The 18,779-nt window shown below is 48.3% G+C and carries 15 protein-coding genes, 1 rRNA gene and 1 other annotated feature; of the genes, 8 read left to right on the top strand and 8 right to left on the bottom strand.

Translation table 11 applies throughout. From position 1 onward, the window contains the following. Nucleotides 1-491: 491 nt before the first annotated feature. Nucleotides 492-890 (top strand) — a sequence feature (possible 23S ribosomal RNA but 16S or 23S rRNA prediction is too short). Between the two features lie 171 nt (nucleotides 891-1,061). After that, nucleotides 1,062-1,174 (top strand): 5S ribosomal RNA (gene rrf / locus FP827_08125). A gap of 305 nt (nucleotides 1,175-1,479) precedes the next feature. On the opposite strand, the gene FP827_08120 is transcribed toward rrf, so the two are convergent. From FP827_08120 to FP827_08085, 8 genes are all read right to left on the bottom strand, one after another. Continuing rightward, nucleotides 1,480-2,163: a class I SAM-dependent methyltransferase gene (locus tag FP827_08120; protein MBA3053029.1), complete on the bottom strand. Its 684-nt coding sequence runs from the start codon at nucleotides 2,161-2,163 to the stop codon at nucleotides 1,480-1,482. A gap of 155 nt (nucleotides 2,164-2,318) precedes the next feature. Then, a complete protein-coding gene (locus tag FP827_08115; GenBank protein ID MBA3053028.1) occupies nucleotides 2,319-3,011 on the bottom strand; it encodes a hypothetical protein in 693 nt (230 codons plus the stop codon). 7 nt (nucleotides 3,012-3,018) lie between these two features. Next, entirely contained in the window at nucleotides 3,019-3,699 is a 681-nt protein-coding gene (locus FP827_08110) for a TrkA family potassium uptake protein (GenBank protein MBA3053027.1), read from the bottom strand. Nucleotides 3,700-3,780: 81 nt separating this feature from the next. After that, the gene (locus tag FP827_08105) at nucleotides 3,781-5,103 is read right to left on the bottom strand and encodes a Trk family potassium uptake protein (protein MBA3053026.1); all 1,323 of its coding nucleotides are present in this window, start codon (nucleotides 5,101-5,103) and stop codon (nucleotides 3,781-3,783) included. 39 nt (nucleotides 5,104-5,142) lie between these two features. Continuing rightward, nucleotides 5,143-6,648, bottom strand: a complete 1,506-nt coding sequence (locus FP827_08100) for a tetratricopeptide repeat protein (protein ID MBA3053025.1) — start codon at nucleotides 6,646-6,648, stop codon at nucleotides 5,143-5,145. Between the two features lie 3 nt (nucleotides 6,649-6,651). Next, nucleotides 6,652-9,150: a nucleotidyltransferase gene (locus FP827_08095; protein MBA3053024.1), complete on the bottom strand. Its 2,499-nt coding sequence runs from the start codon at nucleotides 9,148-9,150 to the stop codon at nucleotides 6,652-6,654. A gap of 22 nt (nucleotides 9,151-9,172) precedes the next feature. Beyond that, on the bottom strand, nucleotides 9,173-11,101 hold the full coding sequence (locus FP827_08090) for a FecR domain-containing protein (protein MBA3053023.1): 1,929 nt from the start codon (nucleotides 11,099-11,101) through the stop codon (nucleotides 9,173-9,175). Between the two features lie 89 nt (nucleotides 11,102-11,190). Further along, nucleotides 11,191-12,477 (bottom strand): CCA tRNA nucleotidyltransferase, encoded by a 1,287-nt coding sequence (locus tag FP827_08085; protein ID MBA3053022.1) that lies wholly within the window; start codon nucleotides 12,475-12,477, stop codon nucleotides 11,191-11,193. A 142-nt stretch (nucleotides 12,478-12,619) separates the two neighbouring features. On the opposite strand from FP827_08085, the gene FP827_08080 reads away from it, so the two are divergent. The 7 genes from FP827_08080 (at nucleotide 12,620) to FP827_08050 (ending at nucleotide 18,760) form a co-directional block, all read left to right on the top strand. Further along, nucleotides 12,620-13,135, top strand: coding sequence for a LysM peptidoglycan-binding domain-containing protein (locus FP827_08080; protein ID MBA3053021.1), 516 nt, complete (start codon nucleotides 12,620-12,622; stop codon nucleotides 13,133-13,135). A gap of 93 nt (nucleotides 13,136-13,228) precedes the next feature. Next, on the top strand, nucleotides 13,229-14,041 hold the full coding sequence (locus FP827_08075) for a PhoH family protein (protein MBA3053020.1): 813 nt from the start codon (nucleotides 13,229-13,231) through the stop codon (nucleotides 14,039-14,041). 9 nt (nucleotides 14,042-14,050) lie between these two features. Beyond that, entirely contained in the window at nucleotides 14,051-15,499 is a 1,449-nt protein-coding gene (locus tag FP827_08070) for an HDIG domain-containing protein (GenBank protein ID MBA3053019.1), read from the top strand. Further along, the gene (gene ybeY / locus FP827_08065) at nucleotides 15,500-15,928 is read left to right on the top strand and encodes an rRNA maturation RNase YbeY (protein ID MBA3053018.1); all 429 of its coding nucleotides are present in this window, start codon (nucleotides 15,500-15,502) and stop codon (nucleotides 15,926-15,928) included. Further along, nucleotides 15,925-16,917 carry an HlyC/CorC family transporter gene (locus tag FP827_08060; protein MBA3053017.1) on the top strand — a complete coding sequence of 331 codons (993 nt, stop codon included), beginning with the start codon at nucleotides 15,925-15,927 and terminating at the stop codon, nucleotides 16,915-16,917. Before ybeY ends, FP827_08060 begins: the two co-directional genes overlap by 4 nt. Continuing rightward, a complete protein-coding gene (locus FP827_08055; GenBank protein ID MBA3053016.1) occupies nucleotides 16,914-18,161 on the top strand; it encodes an HlyC/CorC family transporter in 1,248 nt (415 codons plus the stop codon). Before FP827_08060 ends, FP827_08055 begins: the two co-directional genes overlap by 4 nt. Then, the gene (locus FP827_08050) at nucleotides 18,158-18,760 is read left to right on the top strand and encodes a hypothetical protein (protein ID MBA3053015.1); all 603 of its coding nucleotides are present in this window, start codon (nucleotides 18,158-18,160) and stop codon (nucleotides 18,758-18,760) included. The genes FP827_08055 and FP827_08050 overlap by 4 nt, the downstream gene beginning before the upstream one ends. The last annotated feature ends 19 nt before the right edge of the window (nucleotides 18,761-18,779 follow it).

Here is an 18,779-nt window from a genome sequence, read left to right as displayed (position 1 = left end):
ATGTGAACTCGCCGTCTCCACCGAAGTTGGCTCGAAGAAGCTACGCTTCTTCTTGACCTTCGCTTTCGCTGTGCGAAAGCTCGGTGGATGAAGATATAGTCTAATCATAACTTTCACTTTAGCTATAGCTAAAGTTCAGTGATTGAACAGGCTAGTAGAGCCCGCGAGTTCACATCAACGGCTCTGTTCGGCACCTTAACATATCGGGGTGCATCAGCAGTAATGCTGTTACCTGTTACTTGCAAAAATTTTGCAAGAAAAAATTGACTTATAACGGTAAACCCTTAATTGTTTTGTGAAAGAAAAACAAAAGGAAATACCGTGGGAAGTGAGCACATAAAATTTATGTGCTTCACCCCGTAGAGACTTGCTCTATAATTTGATAGGGAAAGAGCAGATGGAAAATTTATTTTCCATAAAACGTCAACTCCCGCGAAAGGCGGGATGAAGATATAGTCCGATACTCTTAGAAATAAGAGAAAACACAATAGCGATGTCGGCTCATCACAGCGCGGGGGTGGAGAAGCTCCCAAGCGTTTGGCTGTTCGCCAATTAAAGTGGTACGTGAGCTGGGTTCAGTACGTCGTGAGACAGTACGGTCCCTATCTGGTACGGGCGTAGGAAATTTGAGGAGAGCTGTCTCTAGTACGAGAGGACCGAGATGGACAAACCTCTGGTGTACCAGTTGTTCCGCCAGGAGCATCGCTGGGTAGCTACGTTTGGCAAGGATAACCGCTGAAAGCATCTAAGTGGGAAGCCAACTCCAAGATAAGATTTCCCTGTCCAGGTCTTTAGCCTTCGGGTTAAGGATCAAGGCAATAAGGTCACTGGAAGACTACCAGTTTGATAGGTGGCAGGTGTAAGGCGAGTAATCGCCGGTTGAGATGCCCTCGGGCATTGAGACCATTACCCACGAGTTTAGACTTCGGTTTGAGTGAGGAGGTAATGAGCTGAGCCATACTAATAGACCGAACGACTTGACCGTATTATTCAGTCTTGTTCATACGGTCGAAGATAGAACACCTGAGGTGTTTTATCTCTGACGAACTTCAAAATTCTTTTTTGGCGCCTATAGCGAAGGGGCAACACCCGTTCCCATTCCGAACACGGCCGTTAAGACCTTCAGTGCCGATGATACTGTGTTTACGCACGGGAAAGTAGGGCGGCGCCAAAATTAAAACCACACATCCTCTTGATTCATTTCAAAGAACTGTTTAAAACAGAATTTATCTAAACTTTTCTTTTCTCAAACATCAAGAATATTTCGTTTTGCCCTCAAAATACTGACACTATAAAATATGAGGAGATTTTGACTATATTACTACACGAATGTTAGTTTTTTGATGGTGAAATTATTTTTGCAGATTTCAATAGAAATACTATCTATCTCCAAGGTAGATAGCTTTTTTATAGTGGAATTATTGTTACAGTTTTGAACAGAAAGAATTATTGGAACTGTTTGCTTAAATTTAAACGATATTAAGTCTCCACAGGAATCAGTTTAAATTCTAACAACATTGGATATCCTATATATTGAACTGCTCTCTCAGTTTGTTTAGCCAAAGCTTTTGTTCCTCGATATGCTTTTAGTTTCGCAATCTTTAACTGAGAAGCCTTAATGTGATATTTAAAATCATCAAGTTTATGAGGATAACTTTTGGGATAGTATCTTTTACCCTTGCTATCGCAGAATGAAGCTTGCTTACCTTTTAATCTCATATCAGGATGCATTTCTGTTATAAAAATATACCCATCTTGTTTACAAACCCTTTTCATTTCAGAAAATGCTTCATCCAATTTTTTTATATGTTCTAAAACTAGAGAACAAGAGACAATATCAAAATATTTATTTTTAAATGGAAGTCTCTTAGAGATATCATGCTGAATGAATCTTACGTTCTTAGATCTATTATTTTCTTTTGCTTTTTTCAGCATGTTGGTAGAAAAATCAACTCCTGTTACTTTCGCATTTAATTCAATAAATTTTGAGGTATGTCTTCCTGTACCACAGCCCAAATCTAAAATTTTTTTATCATTTAATGATGATGTAAATTCTTTATTAAATACGCTATCTTCCAAAGCCATCATTGAATTTCCATCTGATTCATATTGTTCAGCCCAGAAATCATAAGCTTTTTTAACCGAAATATGTTGTTTCTTCATAAATATACTATGTAAATTTTATTTGCTGCCAATTTCCAGCTAAACTATACCATATTTCTGTTGAAACCTGCAAGTATATTTTGGATTTTGAAAATGCAAGCATTCTAACAGGATACTTGCCAAACCCTGGGGGAGGATAATTTATAGTTGCTGAATTATTTGCCGTTTTCCTTTTTGCCGTCCACGGTGGTGACAAAGAGCAGTATGAGCGTTGTTTTTTCGTCAATTGTTTTTATGGGGACGGCTTTGACAGAGACTTCTCTGCGTGAGGCCGATGGGAAATACACGGAAACCTTGGCCTGTTCCTCTCCGGAGACCGCGACCCGATCAAGAAATTTTCTAAACTCCGTATTCTGGGCGTGCTTTGTTACGACATCCAGCGGAAAGGATCGTGTTTCAAGGTTCCATATTTTTTGCGCGGAGGGATTGAGAGAAGCTGTGTTTTCGTCAAAGTCGACCATTATAACGGCATCGGAGACATTTATACTGATAGTCATATACGCTTTCGCGGATTTCGCCACATTTTTTGCGCGGAGCCTGTCGTAATTATTCATATTGTTGAACAGTTTGCTGAGTTTGAGTGTCAGCATATCCAGTTCGTTATTTATTTTTTCGGGAAAATCCGTGGTAAAGGAGCCGGATGACACTATCTGAAGCTGATTGTTTATTTTTGAAAGTTTTTTTGAAAATGAGAAAACCAGAAAAATCAGGCCGGCCGCGATTATTACGTCTGAGATCGTCACAAAGATGCGTACGGTTGTCTCGTTTGAAAAAAAGATGCTGCCGGCCATGGATAAAAAGCAGATAAATATAAGGATGAACATCGTGTTGCGGTAGAGATTTTTCATTTTCGTGTTAGATGTTTTTGATATCTTTGTCTGTTCCGGCGACGATAATTATGTCATTCTCGTCAAAATAAGTTTCGGGATCGGGCACGGTGTCTATTTCTTCCTTTGTTGTTTTGCTGCCGGTCGCTTTGTCAATATCAGGTATGTTTCTTTTTATGGCGACTATGTTTATTCTGTTTTTCTGCCGCAGATTAAGTTCCGAAATCCTTTTTCCCACAAATTGCGTAGGAACTTTTATCTCGGCCATGGAATGATTTTCACCCAGCGACACCCTTTTGAGGATGCGGGGGGCGATAATGGCGTTTGCGATTTCTTTCCCCATTTCATTTTCAATTTCAATAATCCGGGTAACGCCTATGGCTTTCAGTATTTCTTTCTGTGTCGGCGTGACAGCCCTGCTGAAAATTGAGGGAACACCGAGTTTCTTGAGCAGTATGGAGGTCAGAAGACACGCTTCAACATCCTCGCCGATGGCCACCACGGCCAGATCGACGTCGCCAAGCCCTATGTTTTTCAGCGTTTTTTCATCGGTGGCGTCACAGGCAACGGCGACAGTGACATATTCTTTCAGCTCTTCTATGCGGTCTTTGTCGCGGTCAATGGCTATGACCTCAACGCCGCTTGACGCCAGCGCCTTGGCGAGAGCGTTCCCGAAACTTCCCAACCCTATAATCGCTATCTGTCTCATTTGTTTATTCCCTCCGGATTTCTTCCTATATTCTATAAATCAAAACGCAAATTGCCAATACAAAAAATTCGCTTTTTCCATTTAGCCCAGCAGAACTCTTTCGCTCGCGTAAGAGATATCAAGACGCTGTTTATGCCCCATGGTCGCCAGGGCTATGGTCAGAGGCCCGAGCCGTCCCATAAACATAACGGCAATGATCACATATTTTGAGACTTCCGAAAGTTGCGCGGTTATACCCGCTGAAAGCCCCACCGTGCCGAAAGCGGATACCGCTTCAAAAACAATATCTTCAAAGGGAAGATTTTCCGCGTAGAGCATGATTCCCCCGGCGGACATAATGATGATAAAAGCATAAATAATTATAGCGACAGCCCGCCGCTCGAAAAACGGCGGTATGGCGCGCCCGGCGACCGTTATTTCGCTCCGGCGCCTGATATGAGTGACGGCCACAAGCAGTATGATCGCGAAGGTGACGGTTTTTACCCCGCCTCCCGTGCCGCCGGGAGAGGCGCCTATGAACATAAGGCCTATTGCCGTGAATTTGCTGAAGGGTTTAAGGGAAGCCGTGTCAACGGAATTGAATCCCGCCGTCCTGGATGTGACGGAAAGAAAGAAAGCGTTCAGCCATTTATTCCCGGCGCTCATATCTTTCATGGTGTTGTTCCTCTCGCCGGCATAAAAAAACAGCGTTCCGCACAAAAGAAGCGCCGCCGTGAGGCCTACGGCAAGACGCGTGTGTATTTTCACTCTTCTTTTTTTTCCGGACAGGCGGTTGAACACATCAAGCATTACGACGAAACCCATTCCCCCCATGATGATCAGCAGCGAGAAAACCATGATCGCCCCCGGACTTCCGGCAAAGAGAACCACGCTTGAATCAATGAGTGAAAATCCGGCGTTGCAGAAAGCCGACACCGAATGGAATACCGCCATCTTAAGGGCTTCGCCCGCCGCGTAAAACTGCCTGAAACTGAAAAAGAGGAAACCCGCGCCTATTATTTCGGCCCCGAAAGTGGCAAGAAGCAGAAAATTGAGTATTTCCCGCGCGCTGCGGATGCTGTCTTCGTTGAGGGCGTCCTGAAGCAGCACTTCCTGCGTTTTTGATATTTTTTTTCCCAGAGCGAGAAAAAGAGATACGGAAAATGTCATAAGTCCGAGGCCGCCGAGCTGTATCAGCAGAAGGATGACGGTTTTACCGAAAAGAGTAAAACCCGTCGCTGTGCTTCTTACTATAAGGCCCGTCACGCAGGTGGCGGAGGTGGCCGTAAAAAGGGAGTCAATAAAAGAGATGCCCTGCCCAACAGGGGTGGAAATGGGCAGCATGAGCAGAAAAGTGCCGACAGCAATCGCGCCGGCGAAACTCATTATCAGGGCAAGAGCGGGCCTTTTTGCGAAAAATATCATAGCCGAATTTTACAATAAGGGAAAGCATAAAACAAGAGCTTAACGGCCCAAGAGCTGTATATTTTTTTGGATGTTTTCTTTTTCGGGGCATTCAAGTTCAACGGCCTTTTCCCACGCTTTCAGCGCCGCTGGGATATTGCCGCTGAGATAAAGGGCGTTGCCGAGATTATTATAGACTTCGCCGTATTGTCTGATCCTGATGGAGTCAAGGAATTTATTTATAGCCCCGGTGTAATTTTTTGTGTTCACATACAGCATGCCGAGGGCATAGGCGGATTTGCCGGATGTGGGCGAGAGCCTGTGCGCGCGAAGCCATGAGGATTCGGCTTTTTTGAAATCTCCGGCCGCGTAGCTGTCATATCCTTTTTTTCTCGAAATATCCGCGGCAAAATCTTTGCCTATGATGAACAGAGAGGTAACGGCAATGAGCGCGATGACGATGCCGGGCGCTTTGCCCTGTTTCAGTTTTTCATCCCCGCCGTCAAAAGAAAGTATGAGAGGAAGGAGCATGAGCGAGGAGGGAAGTTCTCCCGGAAAATTTGTGATGGAATCAAGCATAAAGGCGATCAAAGCCGCGAAAGCGTAGAAGTTTTTTTTACGCAGCAATATCAGCGCCGAAATTAAAAGCCAGGCATAGGCCAGCGCTCCCGCAATGCCGGATTCGGCCGCTATTTGTATATAGTCGTTGTGTATTTTGCTTTCAGAAGTGGACTTGAGCGTCCAATCCCGTTTGACCTTATTCTGGTAAAGAGCGAAATTGCTTTTTACGCCTCCCCAGCCGGCCCCGAGGACGGGTTGTTTTTTCAGTATTTCAACGCCGACTTTCCATTTAAAAAAACGCTCTTTGACAGACATTTGTTTTGATGAGATATCTGTCGCGAAAATGGCAACGATAATGACCAGCAAATGCGCGGGGAAAAGAATTCCCGGGAGCGAAAACTTGTTTTTTTTGCCGAAGAAAAAGAGCGCCAGTACAGGCAGCAGCGCGAGGATGCTGCCGGCGGTTTCGCTGGGCAGTATTGCTATATAAGGAAGCGCCGTCAGATATTGCTTGTTTTTCTTTTTCGCCCAGTATATAAAAAGCGGGAAACTGATCAGGAGATAACTTGAAAGGAAATTGGGGTTGCCAAGGGTGGATGAGACTCTTCCCGCGAAACCCGTAGTAAAAGAAAACATGAGGAAAGCGCTTTTCTGGCCGATGGCCGCGGCGCACACGATGATTATCGCGTATGCTGTAAAATCCAGGGCCTTTTCCCTGCCGCTGTCGTCTATGAAGAAATAAAGAAGAAGAATGCTTGCCGTCCCGGCTAGTTTCAGGGCGGAGACGCTGAGATTGGAGCTCGCGGCGAGGGAAAGAAAGATAATGGCGAGAAAAACCGAGATCTGTACGGAAAGATGTCCGCGCCGCGTTCCCCCGGCGCCGTAGAGCGTTTTGAGGGAAATATAACAGAGGGTCAGGCACACGAGCAGATTTTTAATAAGATAAGGGTCCAATCCCCATGGGTTGACCGCAAGAGGCACGAGCAGAAAGAGTAAGGGTATCAAATTTTATTTAAGCCACTTTTTTATTGTCGCGGCGTGTTTTGCAATGATTTTCAGGGCTTCTTTTTTTGACGGGGCTTCGCAGGAGAGAGTAAAGGCGGCCCTGTCGGATGAGGGCATAAAAAGGATCCATGAGTTTTTTTCTATCACTTTTATCCCGTCCACAAGTTCGGTTTTCGCCGCGGGAAAAGCTTCCGAGAGTTTCCTCATCAGAAGGCCCTTTTTCTCCCAGGGGCAGTAAATGGACCGCCCGGATATTTCGGGGTCTTTTATTTTTGACGCGATTTCGGCAAGGCTCACGCCGAGCTCCGAGCACAATTCAATGATCTTGCAGACGCTGAACATCCCGTCAAAACTCGGCTGGAATTCCGGAAAAATAAAACCGCCTTTGCCGTCGGCGCCGAAGATTATGTCTTTTTGCTTGCAGGCGCTCATCAGCCTCTGGGGTGTCGCTCCGGAGGACAGGGCTTCAAGGCCGTATTTCCCTGCTATTTTTTTTGCCTCTATGGTACAGTTGACCGGCAGGCATATTTTCCCTTTCTTTTTTGACATTCCGATGAGCGATAGGACCACAAGGAGGGCTTTCTGGGAATGGATACGCCTTCCTTTTCCGTCCACAAGAAATATTTTTTCTCCTCCCACGTCAAACATCACGCCCAGATCCGCTTTCACCGATTTCACGACATTGGCCACGGTGTCTATGGATTGCACGAATTCTTCGTGGGTTTTGCTCGTGCGCTGCGGATGGAGAACGCCGTTTAAGGAGATTGTTTCTATTTTTAGCCGTCCGAGTATAGAGGGGAAAATGAGCGAGGCGGGCGAGAAGGCATAATCACAGATTATTTTAACGCTTTTCTTTCGGATAACGCTCTCGTTGAGGCTGCTCAGAAAACCTTCCCTATAATATTCGGATGCCCGCGGAGGCAGCATTATCTCACCCACCTCATCAATTCCGGCGCGGCTTATGTCGTCTTTAAAAAAGGTCTGCTCTATGGCTTTTTGTTTCGCGGGAGATATCTCGCAGCCGCTCTCGTCAAAGAACAGTATATCTATTATGCGCGGGTCAAAGGGCGACATGCGCACATGGATGCCGCCGGCTTCGCCCTCCTTTCCGCTCTCGTATCTCACCACGGGGATAGGCATGGTCCTGAGGTCGCCGACTTTTACGCCTGTGGATATCAATCCCGCTATGATGGATCTTTTGATCATCCTTGAATTCTGATTGGCGTCGCGGGATGTCAGGACATAATTGCCTTTGCCTATTTTATCGCCCAGCGCCGCTCCGATGCGCGTGGCGAATTCGGGAGTGATCTCTATGTTCGCGAGGCCGTTTATGCCGTGGCTGCCGAAAAGATTCCTGGAAAACCTGTCGGACCAGATCACCGAGCTGTTCACAAAAGCTCCCGCCTCCACTGTTTTTTGCGGCCAGACTTTTATGTGGGCTTTCAGCGTCGCTCCCGCGCCTATTTCGCAGTCATTGCCTATGACGGCTCCCGGCGAACTCTTTACATTCTCCGAGATATTCGTCCCGAAGCCCACTATCGTTTCTTTTATGTCGCAGTGATGGCCGCAGCCGGAATCTGCCTGCATGACGCTCCGGGATATTTTGGAGTGTTTGCCTATGCGGCAGCCGTCGCCGAAACAGGAGTCGCCTATCGTAGCGCCGTCTTCAATCGTGACATTATCTCCGAAGATGGCGGGGCCGTCAAATCTGATCTTTTCGGGTATCACGGTGTTTTTACCCGCCCAGACGGGGAAACCGTCTCTGACAGTCTTACGCGATTTTATGCTGAGTTTGATTTTTCCGGTCATCGCGTCGTAATGGCTGTTGAGGTATTCGTCGAGATTCCCTACGTCTTTCCAGTAGCCGGGGCAGATGTGGCCGAAAAAGCGTTCTTTATTTTCAAGAAGCAGGGGGAACAGATTTTTGGAAAAATCCATTTCGCGGCCCTCGGGAAGGTATTTGAAGATCTCGGGCTCAAAAATATATGTGCCGGTGTTGATGGTGTCGGAAAACACTTCGCCCCATGTCGGTTTTTCGAGAAAACTGGATATCCTGCCGTCTTTTTTTGTTATCACGATCCCATACTCAAGAGGATCCGGGACGCGCGTGAGGATGATGGTGGCGATGGCCTTTCTTTTTTTATGGAAGGCCACGGCTTTCTTGAGGTCAAAATCGCAGATGACATCGCCGCTTATCACCAGGAAAGTGCCTTTCATTTTTTCGCGGCATGTCCCGGTGGCCCCCGCTGTGCCGAGGTCCGCTCCGGTTTTGACATAGCTCATGTTTACGCCGAATTTCCTCCCGTCGGCGAAATGATTCTTTATTATGTCGGGCTGATAGTAGAGCAGGGATGTTATATCGGTGAAGTCGTTTTTTTTCAGCAGATTGACAACATGCTCCATTATGGGAGCGTTGGCGACGTCTATCATGGGTTTCGGTTTGGCGATGGTCAGGGGTCTGAGCCTCGTGCCGAAGCCGCCCGCGAGAATTATTGACTGCATGATTTACCTCCGCTGATTTATATCAGAAACGTATGCGTGTTTCGGCCGTCGTTGTTTTTGTGGGATTCCCCTCACTGTCATAATTGCGCCTGGTGACGATGAGCATGGTGACATTCGGCGCGACGCGGTATCCCACTTTCAGCGCCAGTATGGCGTTTTCATCCACTTTTTTTATATCGTTCCACGTGTGCGCGCCCTTTTTATCGTAATCGGCTTCCAGCGTATAGTTGGCTAGGAACGGCAGTTGCGCCATTGAAGCCGAGGCTATGAGGTGCGGATAAAAGGGGTCATCACGTTTTACGGTGTTGTAATCTTCATAAGACGCGCGGAAATCTATTATCCTGAAAAACGAGAACCATGCCTCTATGTAAGGGCCGACTTTTACGGGATCTTTTGTTCTGCCCCAGAGCTGCCTTACGGCTTTTGTCGTTGATGAATTCGTCACGTTGAATCTCTGCCAGCGGCTCAGGTCGTAATGGCCGTCAAAGTAGCCGGGGATAAAATTGTCCTCCACAATCCTGTATTCACCGCGGAAATTGAGGAAAAACATCTTGCCGCTTATTCCGGCGCTCTTGCCGATTCCTCCGTCAACAAGATTAGTTGTTGAAGAGGTGTTGAAGGAATCGTAAGTGTCACCCATCTGCATTTTTGCTATATCGCCGTAAATTGACGCGTTGAAATATTTGAAGTTGAGCAGAGGCAGTTCCACATCGGCGCCTATTATCGTGACGGCGTCGTTTTTGGTTTCGGAATCGGAGTCGGGATCTTTGTCCGTGCCGGCCGACGCCGCGATCTTCAAATTTCTCAGCAGCGGGATACCTGTCTCCAAGAGCGGCCGCGCATAGAATCTGCCGCCTATGATATCCGCTCTTGTCACATCGTCCGTCATGGCTTCAATCCCCCATTTGTTCCTGTCCAGATCGAATTCAAGTCCTATTTTCTTGACATTGGGATAGCGGGCCATGTTGGAGTAATTGTTCACTATGAAACCGTGTCCGATAGAGACCGGCCTTCTGAACCTGCCGATGAGAAAATAAAAAGGATCCTGGTGCTTGTGCCCCCATCGTATGTAATCTATTTTCTCGGGGTAGCGCTCTTTAGTCCACTCATCTTTCAGTATCTGATTATTCTCATCAAAATGCACGACAAGCTCAAGGCCTATGCCGAGTTTACCGAAGGTCAGTTCGGGATACATGCTGAATTCGTAATAAACTTTTGTCACTCCGTCGCGGGTGAGGGCGACAGCTCCGATGGAGCCGTTCATGGCAACATTCCCCGACGCGGCCGCGGTCTGGCCGCTTTCGGCGCTTTGCTCGCGCGGCGCCTGGGCCGAAGCGCTCGCAACTGGCGCGCTTTTGGGAGCGGCGCTTTTTTTTGCTTTCTCCGCTTTTTCCTCGGCTTTTTGAGGCGGGGTTTGGGCTTTCGCGGGCGGGGATGCCGCTTCGCCTTCTTTCACCGAAGACATCATGCCTTTTTCCACGAAAACCTCTTCGCCGGCTCCGGATGAATCCATCACCCCGACAATACCCTCGTCCACATAGACATCGGTTTTTTTGCTCTCGTCCACATCAACCGTGAATTTTGTGCCTCTGACGGCGCAAACGGCCGCCGGCGTCCTGACGGTGAATTTTTTGGAAGGGGGGAGTTTCTCTACTTTCGCGTAGATCCTTCCGAGCCAGATGTCCATTTCCTTCAGGTCTTCACTGTTTTCTTTCAGCGAGAATATGGAATCCCCCATGATATCCACGCTGTGTCCGTCTGATAACTTGAGGCTGACCTCGGCTCCGGCTTCGGTTGTTATTGAATCGCCGGCCGAAACGCGCATGTCTTTTTTCAGGATTTCCCATACCCCCCCGCTGTTGAGGTGGGCTCTGCCGGAAATTTTCAGAACGAAAGCTTCCTGGGCAAAAACAGAAGAGCAGAAGGCCATGACCAAAAGTATTTTTTTCATTTTTCTTTTCCTCCAAATACAAACGCCGCCGGGTCCCGGTTTTTCTTTCGCATTGCCCGCGTGCGTGCCGCCGCCACCGGAAAATTTTATCACTTTTTCAGCTTTCTTACAAGGAAACTGTATTCCTGTGATTTTGAGAGGATTTCCCCGCCCCTCCTGCCCCGGGTGATCTCTTTCGCGAGCGTTCCCAGAGTTTCGGCGGGAAAGCCCATCCTTATCAGTTCCGCGCTGCTGTGAAAGGGTTTTTTTCTTTTCAGGTGCAGAAGATAATCCATGACCCTTTTTTCCGTTTTCTGGAAATTCGCGGGATTATCCGAGGCGGCTATCAGGACTATAAATAAAAGCTGTTCGTCACGAAGGGCATCAGCCTCGACGCGCCAGGCCGGATCGTTTTTGATTATTTCACGCAGTATTTTATTTATATTTTTTCTGGGGAACAAAATAGCTGCGGTGTCTTTTTTTCCGAAGTTAAGATTTTGAACGAATGTTTTTTGCCGCCCGGGGGAAACATCTTTAAGCAGTATGAGGAGCATGTAAAGCGGAAGACTGAATTGTCCGCCGAGGTAAATGAAAAAATCCAGCCATATGAGCCGGCCTGTTTTTAAATCCCGCACAGCGTTTTTTTTCACATCCGGCAGAATTTTTCCCGCCAGGCCCAGCGAAAGAGCTGTTTTCATAGCTTCAGGGGCGTTGATTTCGTTGAGGAGCAGCATCAGTTCTCTTTTAGCGCGGAACGGCGAGATGTTTTTGAGCATACCGTCTTTAAGCGCCTTTAGTATCAGGCCTTTTGTGCGGGGTTCTATGCGGAAGCCGAACCGGGCGGCGAAACGCACGGCTCTGAATATGCGCGTGGGATCGTCCTCAAAGCTGCCGTCATGAAAAACGCGGATAACGCCTTTTTTCAGATCATTGAGGTGCGATTCCGCCGAGCAGAGTTTGCCGAAATCATGAGGGTTAATGGAAATATAAAGAGCGTTGACGGTGAAATCTCTTCTCAGGGCATCCTGTTTTATTGTTGAGAGCCTGACGCTGGGAAGTTCCCCCGCGGCGGCGTAGTGTTCCTCTCTGGCGGAGGCGATGTCAATTGTAAGGTCTCCTGTTTTTATTTTGGCCGTGTTGAATTTTCTGTTCAGGGAGGCCGCGCCGCCGAGTTCAGAGACAATATCTTCGGCGAGAGAGCATGCGTCACCCTCCACGACGCAGTCTATATCAAGGTTGGGAAAGCCCAGCAGTATGTCGCGCGCGAAGCCGCCCACGATGTAAGCGCGCTCTCCCCGTTTTGCCGCGAGAGCCGAGATGCCTTTTATTATATTCCGCTCCGCCGATGTCAAAGCTGACAGCAGGCGCGGGAAACCTGATTTTATTTTTATCGCCATTTGCAAAGTGATTCTACCAAATTTTCCGCGTCTGATAAAATACGCCGCAGATGCCGCTTATTGACTATTGACCTTAAAGCGGCCTTATTGGTAAAATTCAACGGTGATAGAAGTGTTTAGAGATCAAGGAGAATTTAAAGGTATGAAAAAAATTATGGTGATTGTTCTTTGCGGTTTTTTGGCCGCCTGCGGCGGCAAGAAAGCGATGACGGCTGAACAAGAAGCCCGCTTGAACGCGAGGGATGCCATCATCAGAGCCGAAAAAATTATAGCTGTGTGCGCCCAGGAGGAAGTGCCCGTGCCTGACGCAGAAAAACTTCTGAACGAGGCGAAGCAGGCCCTTGAGGGCGGCGATTATCTCCCCGCGAAGGAAAAGGCGGACGCTTCATATTCTCTGGCGAAAAAAGCGTTGGATGACGCGCGCGAGGCAAGGGAAAAGGCTCTTAGAGAGGCGAGGAAAGAGTTTGACGCAGAAAGGGCTGATTCTTATACTGTCAGGAGCTGGGCTGAAACGCGGGATTGTCTCTGGAACATAGCCAAACAGAGCCGGATATACAATGATCCGTGGCAGTGGAAAAAAATATACATGGCTAACAAGGACCAGATAAAAGATCCCGACCTCATCTACAAAGGACAGGTTTTTAAAATTCCGCGTTAAAATTTGATAACAAAAATTATCCATATCAGAAATCAGGGCGAATTGTCCGATATATTCGGGCCCTACGACAGCAACATCAAAAAGATCAATCAAATGTTTGATGTGGGCGTGAGCGTCAGGGCGAACAGCATTGTCCTGCGCGGAAAAGCGCGCGATCTGGACGAGGCCGCTAAAGAAATTGAGAATCTCCGCAGAGGGGGCGTTCTTACGGACAAGCGCACCGGGGCCGATATTGTTCCTTCCGCCCAGCCGCCTCTTACATTCCGCGGCGGCCGTAAGATTTCTCCGTCTTCTCCCGCGCAGAAAAAGTATATGGAATCAATGCTGAAAAACCCCGTCACGATTGCCACGGGCCCGGCGGGGACGGGGAAAACTTTTCTGGCAGTCCTGTGCGCTCTCAGCTTTCTTGAGGAAGGGAGATTTTCCAAAATTATACTTTCCCGGCCCATTGTGGAGGCCGGCGAGCGGCTGGGCTATCTTCCCGGGGACTTTGAGGAAAAAGTGAGCCCCTATCTTGCTCCGCTCAACAGCGCTTTTATAACGCTGGCGGGCGAAAGATATTACGGGAGGCAGAAAGCCGCCGGTGTTATAGAGATCGTTCCGCTGGCCTATATGAGAGGAAGGACGTTGGACGACGCCTTTGTCATTCTTGATGAGGCTCAGAACACAACGGCCCTTCAGATGAAAATGATCCTGACCAGGCTGGGGCCCAAAGGGGCGATATGTATCAACGGCGATGAAACGCAGATAGATCTTGAAAGAGGGGTGAAGTCCGGCCTTGTCAACGCGCACGAGGTGCTTGCGGGCATCAGGGGTATCAAATTCATTAAGTTCAGTAAGAGGGATGTTGTCAGGCATCCGCTCGTTAAGAAAATAGTGGCGGCATACGGAGCCGTTAAAAAATAAAGGATAATCATGGGCAGAGTTAAAAGTTTTTTTTCGCGTATTTTCCAAAGTTGGGCCGAGGCGCTGGATAAGCCCTCAAAGAATAAAAATATTCTGAAAAAAGACATTCCTTTTCCGGCATGGCTGCTCGGTGTCCTGATCTCATTGAGCGTGCTGATGGCGCTATCGGCGGAATTCGGTTTTGAAAAAAATTTCATCGCCGGGTCCGGGCTCTTTGTGATTATATGGATATACGCCGCTTTCTCGTTCATTAAAACTGAGAAAGAAATGAACCCGTCGAAGATCCTTTTGTCAGGGCTTGTTATTGTCTCAGCGGTGCTTATGACGCAGTTCGCGAAATCCAGAGAGATCAGCATGTATTTCGTCTTTACCCCGGCTGCGGCAAGCCTTCTTAATTTTCTTGTCTCGCGCCGGGTGGCGGAGAATGCAGCGCTGCTGATAAGTTTGATAGTGTCGTTCATATATCTCGGCAATTTCGAGGTGTTTTTTATTTCTTTCGTCGGCGGACTGGGGGCGATAGCTTTCCCCAGGAGAATCATAAAACGCTCTGATATATTTTTAAACGCTCTGTCCATATTCGTGTTTCTCCTCGCGGCGAATTTCGCGCTGCAGCTGCTGGGTATACACAGCGGCAATCTTATCTATGACGGTATAAGGTCGCCGTTCCTTGTCTCGTCGCTAACTTTTATTTTTATCATCAGCTTCTTTCCCCTTTTTGAGTGGGTTTTAAATCTGACCTCGGATGTGAGGCTGATAGAGCTCGGGGATTTCAACCACCCGCTTCTGAAAAAACTTATGATAGAAGCCCCCGGAACATATCACCACAGCCTTATGGTAGCGGCCCTGGCCGAGGCCGCGGCCGTATCCATAAAATGCAACAGCCTGCTGGCGCGTGTGGGGGCATATTATCATGATGTCGGGAAAATAGGCAAGGCGCAGTATTTCATCGAGAACCAGCTTGAGGGGAATGTGCATGAAACGCTGAAACCGGAAATGAGCGCCCTTGTGATCCTTTCCCATGTTAAAGAGGGCGTCAAGCTCGCCGCCGAAGCCGGGGTGGATGAGTGCGTGCTTGATTTCATAGCGCAGCATCACGGCACCACCATAGTGCAGTATTTTTTCAGGAAAGCCGCTGTTTCCGGAGGAGCCAGCGACGAAACCGTTTACAGGTATCCCGGGCCCCTGCCCCAGACCAGAGAGACGGCCATAGTTATGCTCGCCGACAGCGTAGAGGCCGCCTGCCGCTCCATAGAGGATCCGAGTTTCGAGAATATCAAAGACACCGTTCACAAGATAATCAACAATTATTTCGCCTCCGGCCAGCTCAATGAATGTCCCATAACGCTCAAAAATATACAGAAGATAGGCGATGTTTTTACAAAAACTCTGATTTCCATACATCACATAAGGCTTGATTATTCCGACGCGGATAAGCCGTCCGCGGAAAAACAGCAGTAAATGCCCCGCGTGGAGTTTTTCAGCGAAGAGCCTGTGCGGGGGCTGAATATCAGAAAACTGAGAAATTTTACATCCCGCGCCGCCGGAGAGCTCTCTCTTCAATGCCCCGTCAATGTCGTGCTGACCGGATCACAGGGCATAAAAAAGCTGAACCGCCGTTTTTTTTCAAAAACCGGGGTGACGGATGTTATGGCTTTTGATCTCGGCCGGCCCCCATTGCCGGTCGGCGGGAAATTCTGCGAAATCTATGTGTGCCTCTCCGAGGCGCGGAAAGCCGCTTTGCGTTTAGGGCACGGCATAGGAAAAGAATTGCGGATTTTAATCGTCCACGGCCTGCTGCATTTATCCGGAATGGATGATCTCTCCCCCTCGGCTAAAAATAAAATGCTGGAGGCAGGGGATGAGCTGGTGAATAAACTGGAAAGATGATTTTTATATTTCTTGCGGCTCTTCTTGTTTTTTCGGGAGTTTTCTCATCAATGGAAACATCCCTGGCGACGCTTAACCGCGCCCGGATAAAGGCGCTTTTCAATCAGACGAAACTGCGGATCTTCAGCGACTGGCTGTTGAGGCCGGGGTCGGTGCTCTCCACCATACTCATAGGGAATAATTTTGTTAATATCGCTTTCAGCTCTATTCTATCATATGTCATAATCGGCGCGGCCTTATCCCGCGGCTTTACGGCCGTCGCGTCCTCGGCCGTGGCTTTGTTTGTCACCTCAGCGCTTCTTCTTTTTTTCGGCGAGATAATGCCGAAGAACATAGCCACCACTTATCCGCAAAAGGTCAGCGGGGCGTTCGGGAGTTTTCTCAATTTTGTATCTTATATTTTCAGGCCGCTCAGCAATTTCACCACTTATTTTTCCGAACTGATCTCAGGGAGCGCAGCGGAATCCTCGGATTTGCACGTAAGCAGGGGGGACATAGGGGAGATTTCGGAAAATCTTGAGGACAGGGAGAGTTTCTCCAAGATAATATCCAAGGTGCTGTCGCTCAACCAGAAAAAGCTTTTTGAGGTGATGACCCCCCGCGAAAAAATAGTGGGGATAGACCTTAATTCGTCCGAAGAATCCATGGAGGAGCTGATAATAGATTCGGGTATATCGCGCTTCCCTGTTTATTACGGTTCTCTGGACAGGATAGCGGGCATTGTCTATGCGAGGGAAATTGTCAAAGCGCGTATTCTGGAAGGGAAGGCCGATATCAAACAATATGCCCGCCGGCCTCTTTTTATAGACGAGGCCGTCACGGTGCTGGGAGCTTACAGACAGCTTATCAACAAGAGGGTGCACATAGCGCTTGTGACGGATTCCTCGGGAACGATAACGGGAATCGTCACAATGGAGGATCTTCTGGAAGAGATATTCGGGAATATCCTGGACGAATATGACCTGAAGAGGAGCGGCGCGGAGAAATGATATTCCTTTTGATAATCAGTTTTCTGTGTATGTTTTATTTTGCCGGCACCGAGACAGCGATATGCTCTCTTTCTCCTTTTCAGAAGCAGTCAATCCTGGCAGGGCCGCCGTCGGCCGCCACGGCCTTGAGGAGATTCCTGAATACCCCTCACAGGATACTGACCTCCATACTTATAGGTAATGCGCTGTCCGTTGTCGCATCCAGCGTCCTGACTCAGCTCCTCGCGCGGGATATTTCTTCGCGTTTCAGTATGTCCATCGAGCGCACTTCCTTTGCCGCGAGCGTTGTTCTCTTCGCGTTTGTTGTTATGTTCGGCGATATACTCGCGAAAACACTCGCGAAAAAACATCCCAGAAGTTTCGCCGCCGCGGCTTTGCCTTTTTTGCCGAAAGTGGTTTTTTTTCTCAGCCCCCTGGCAAGATTGCTCTTTGCGATGAGCAGGTTTTTATCTGAATTGCTGGGAGTAAAACTTTCCAAAACTCTGCCGCGGACTAGCTCTCAGGATCTGGCGGAGGCTTCGGAGTTGGCTTATGTGTCAGGGAAAATAAGCCATGAGGAAAAAACAATGCTCAAGGGTATTCTGGAATTCCCGGAGAAAGAGGTGCGCCAGGTAATGGTGCCGGAGGTTGATATAAAGGCTGTGGATATAAACTGGGGGAAAGCCCGGATTTTCAGGGAGCTGGCGCTGTCCGGCCATTCGCGCATCCCCGTTTATTCGGGTTCGCTGGATAATATTGTGGGCGTGATATACACCAAGGATATTTTAGGCGTACTCAATATGGGCACTCTGCTGATAGTCCAGGATATCATGAGGGCGCCGACATTCGTGCCCGAGACAGCTCCGGTGAAAACCCTCCTCAAGAATTTCAGCAACGGCCGCCAGCATCTTTCTATCGTTGTGGACGAATACGGCAAAGTGACGGGGCTCATAACGCTGGAAGATGTGCTTGAGGAGATAACAGGGGATATTTTTGATGAATTCGATAAAGAGGTGGTGTATAAAAAAGAGAAAGACGGGTCCTATATCGTTCCGGCTTCGGAGGATGTGGACAGGGTCAACAGCAAACTTTCTCTTTCTCTGCCGGAGCATCCCGCCTCATCCATCGGGGGGCTGATACTTGAGCAGCTCGATTATGTGCCCCGCAAGGGCGAGTCAGTGGAAATAGACGGTGTCGTGATCGAGGTGCACAGCGCCGACCGGCAGAAGATCACGAGCGTCCGTATCCGTATCCCGGAACTATGACGGCTAAGACAAAAGCCGTGATCCTGGATAACCGGCGTGTCTGCGATAATAAAAACAGAGTGGTGGTTTTTACCGAACAATACGGGAAGATTATCACGGCGGTGGCCGGGTACGGAAAGCCGGTTAATCACTGGGGCGGCGCTTTTGAGGGCGGCAATATCCTTGAATTGAGTTTTCTGAAAAAGAGCTCTTTTTACACGATCACCGGCTGGGAAATGATCTATTCGCCGCAGGAGGCAAGCGTTATGGATTTTGCCGCCAGAGAGCTGGTCCTGGATGCCACCAATGAGATCGTGCCGGTGCACGATCCCGAGCAGGGGCTCTTCAAGTGGCTCGTCTGGTGCCTCAGGCCGTTCAGGATCAGGAAGGTGTATGCCTATCTGGCGCGGCTTATCTATCAGGGAGGTTTTCTGGATTTTTCCGACAAGATGATCATTTCGGCGCTGGAGAACAATTTTGAGAAAAATCTTGAAAAAAGTTCGCCGGAAGAGCTGGCGAGATTGCTGAAAAGAGAAGTGGATTTTATACAGAATTTTACAGGATATCCTCTAAAAAGTTATGATTTCTTCAAGAAAGCATCCCTTTCTCCGGCGCAATAAGCGCGCATATAATATTGTT

The organism is Candidatus Omnitrophota bacterium, assembly GCA_013791745.1.
Classification (GTDB): Bacteria; CG03; CG03; order CG03; family CG03; genus CG03.
Note: the sequence above shows the minus strand (reverse complement) of the source record. Positions and strands in the feature narration are given on the sequence as shown.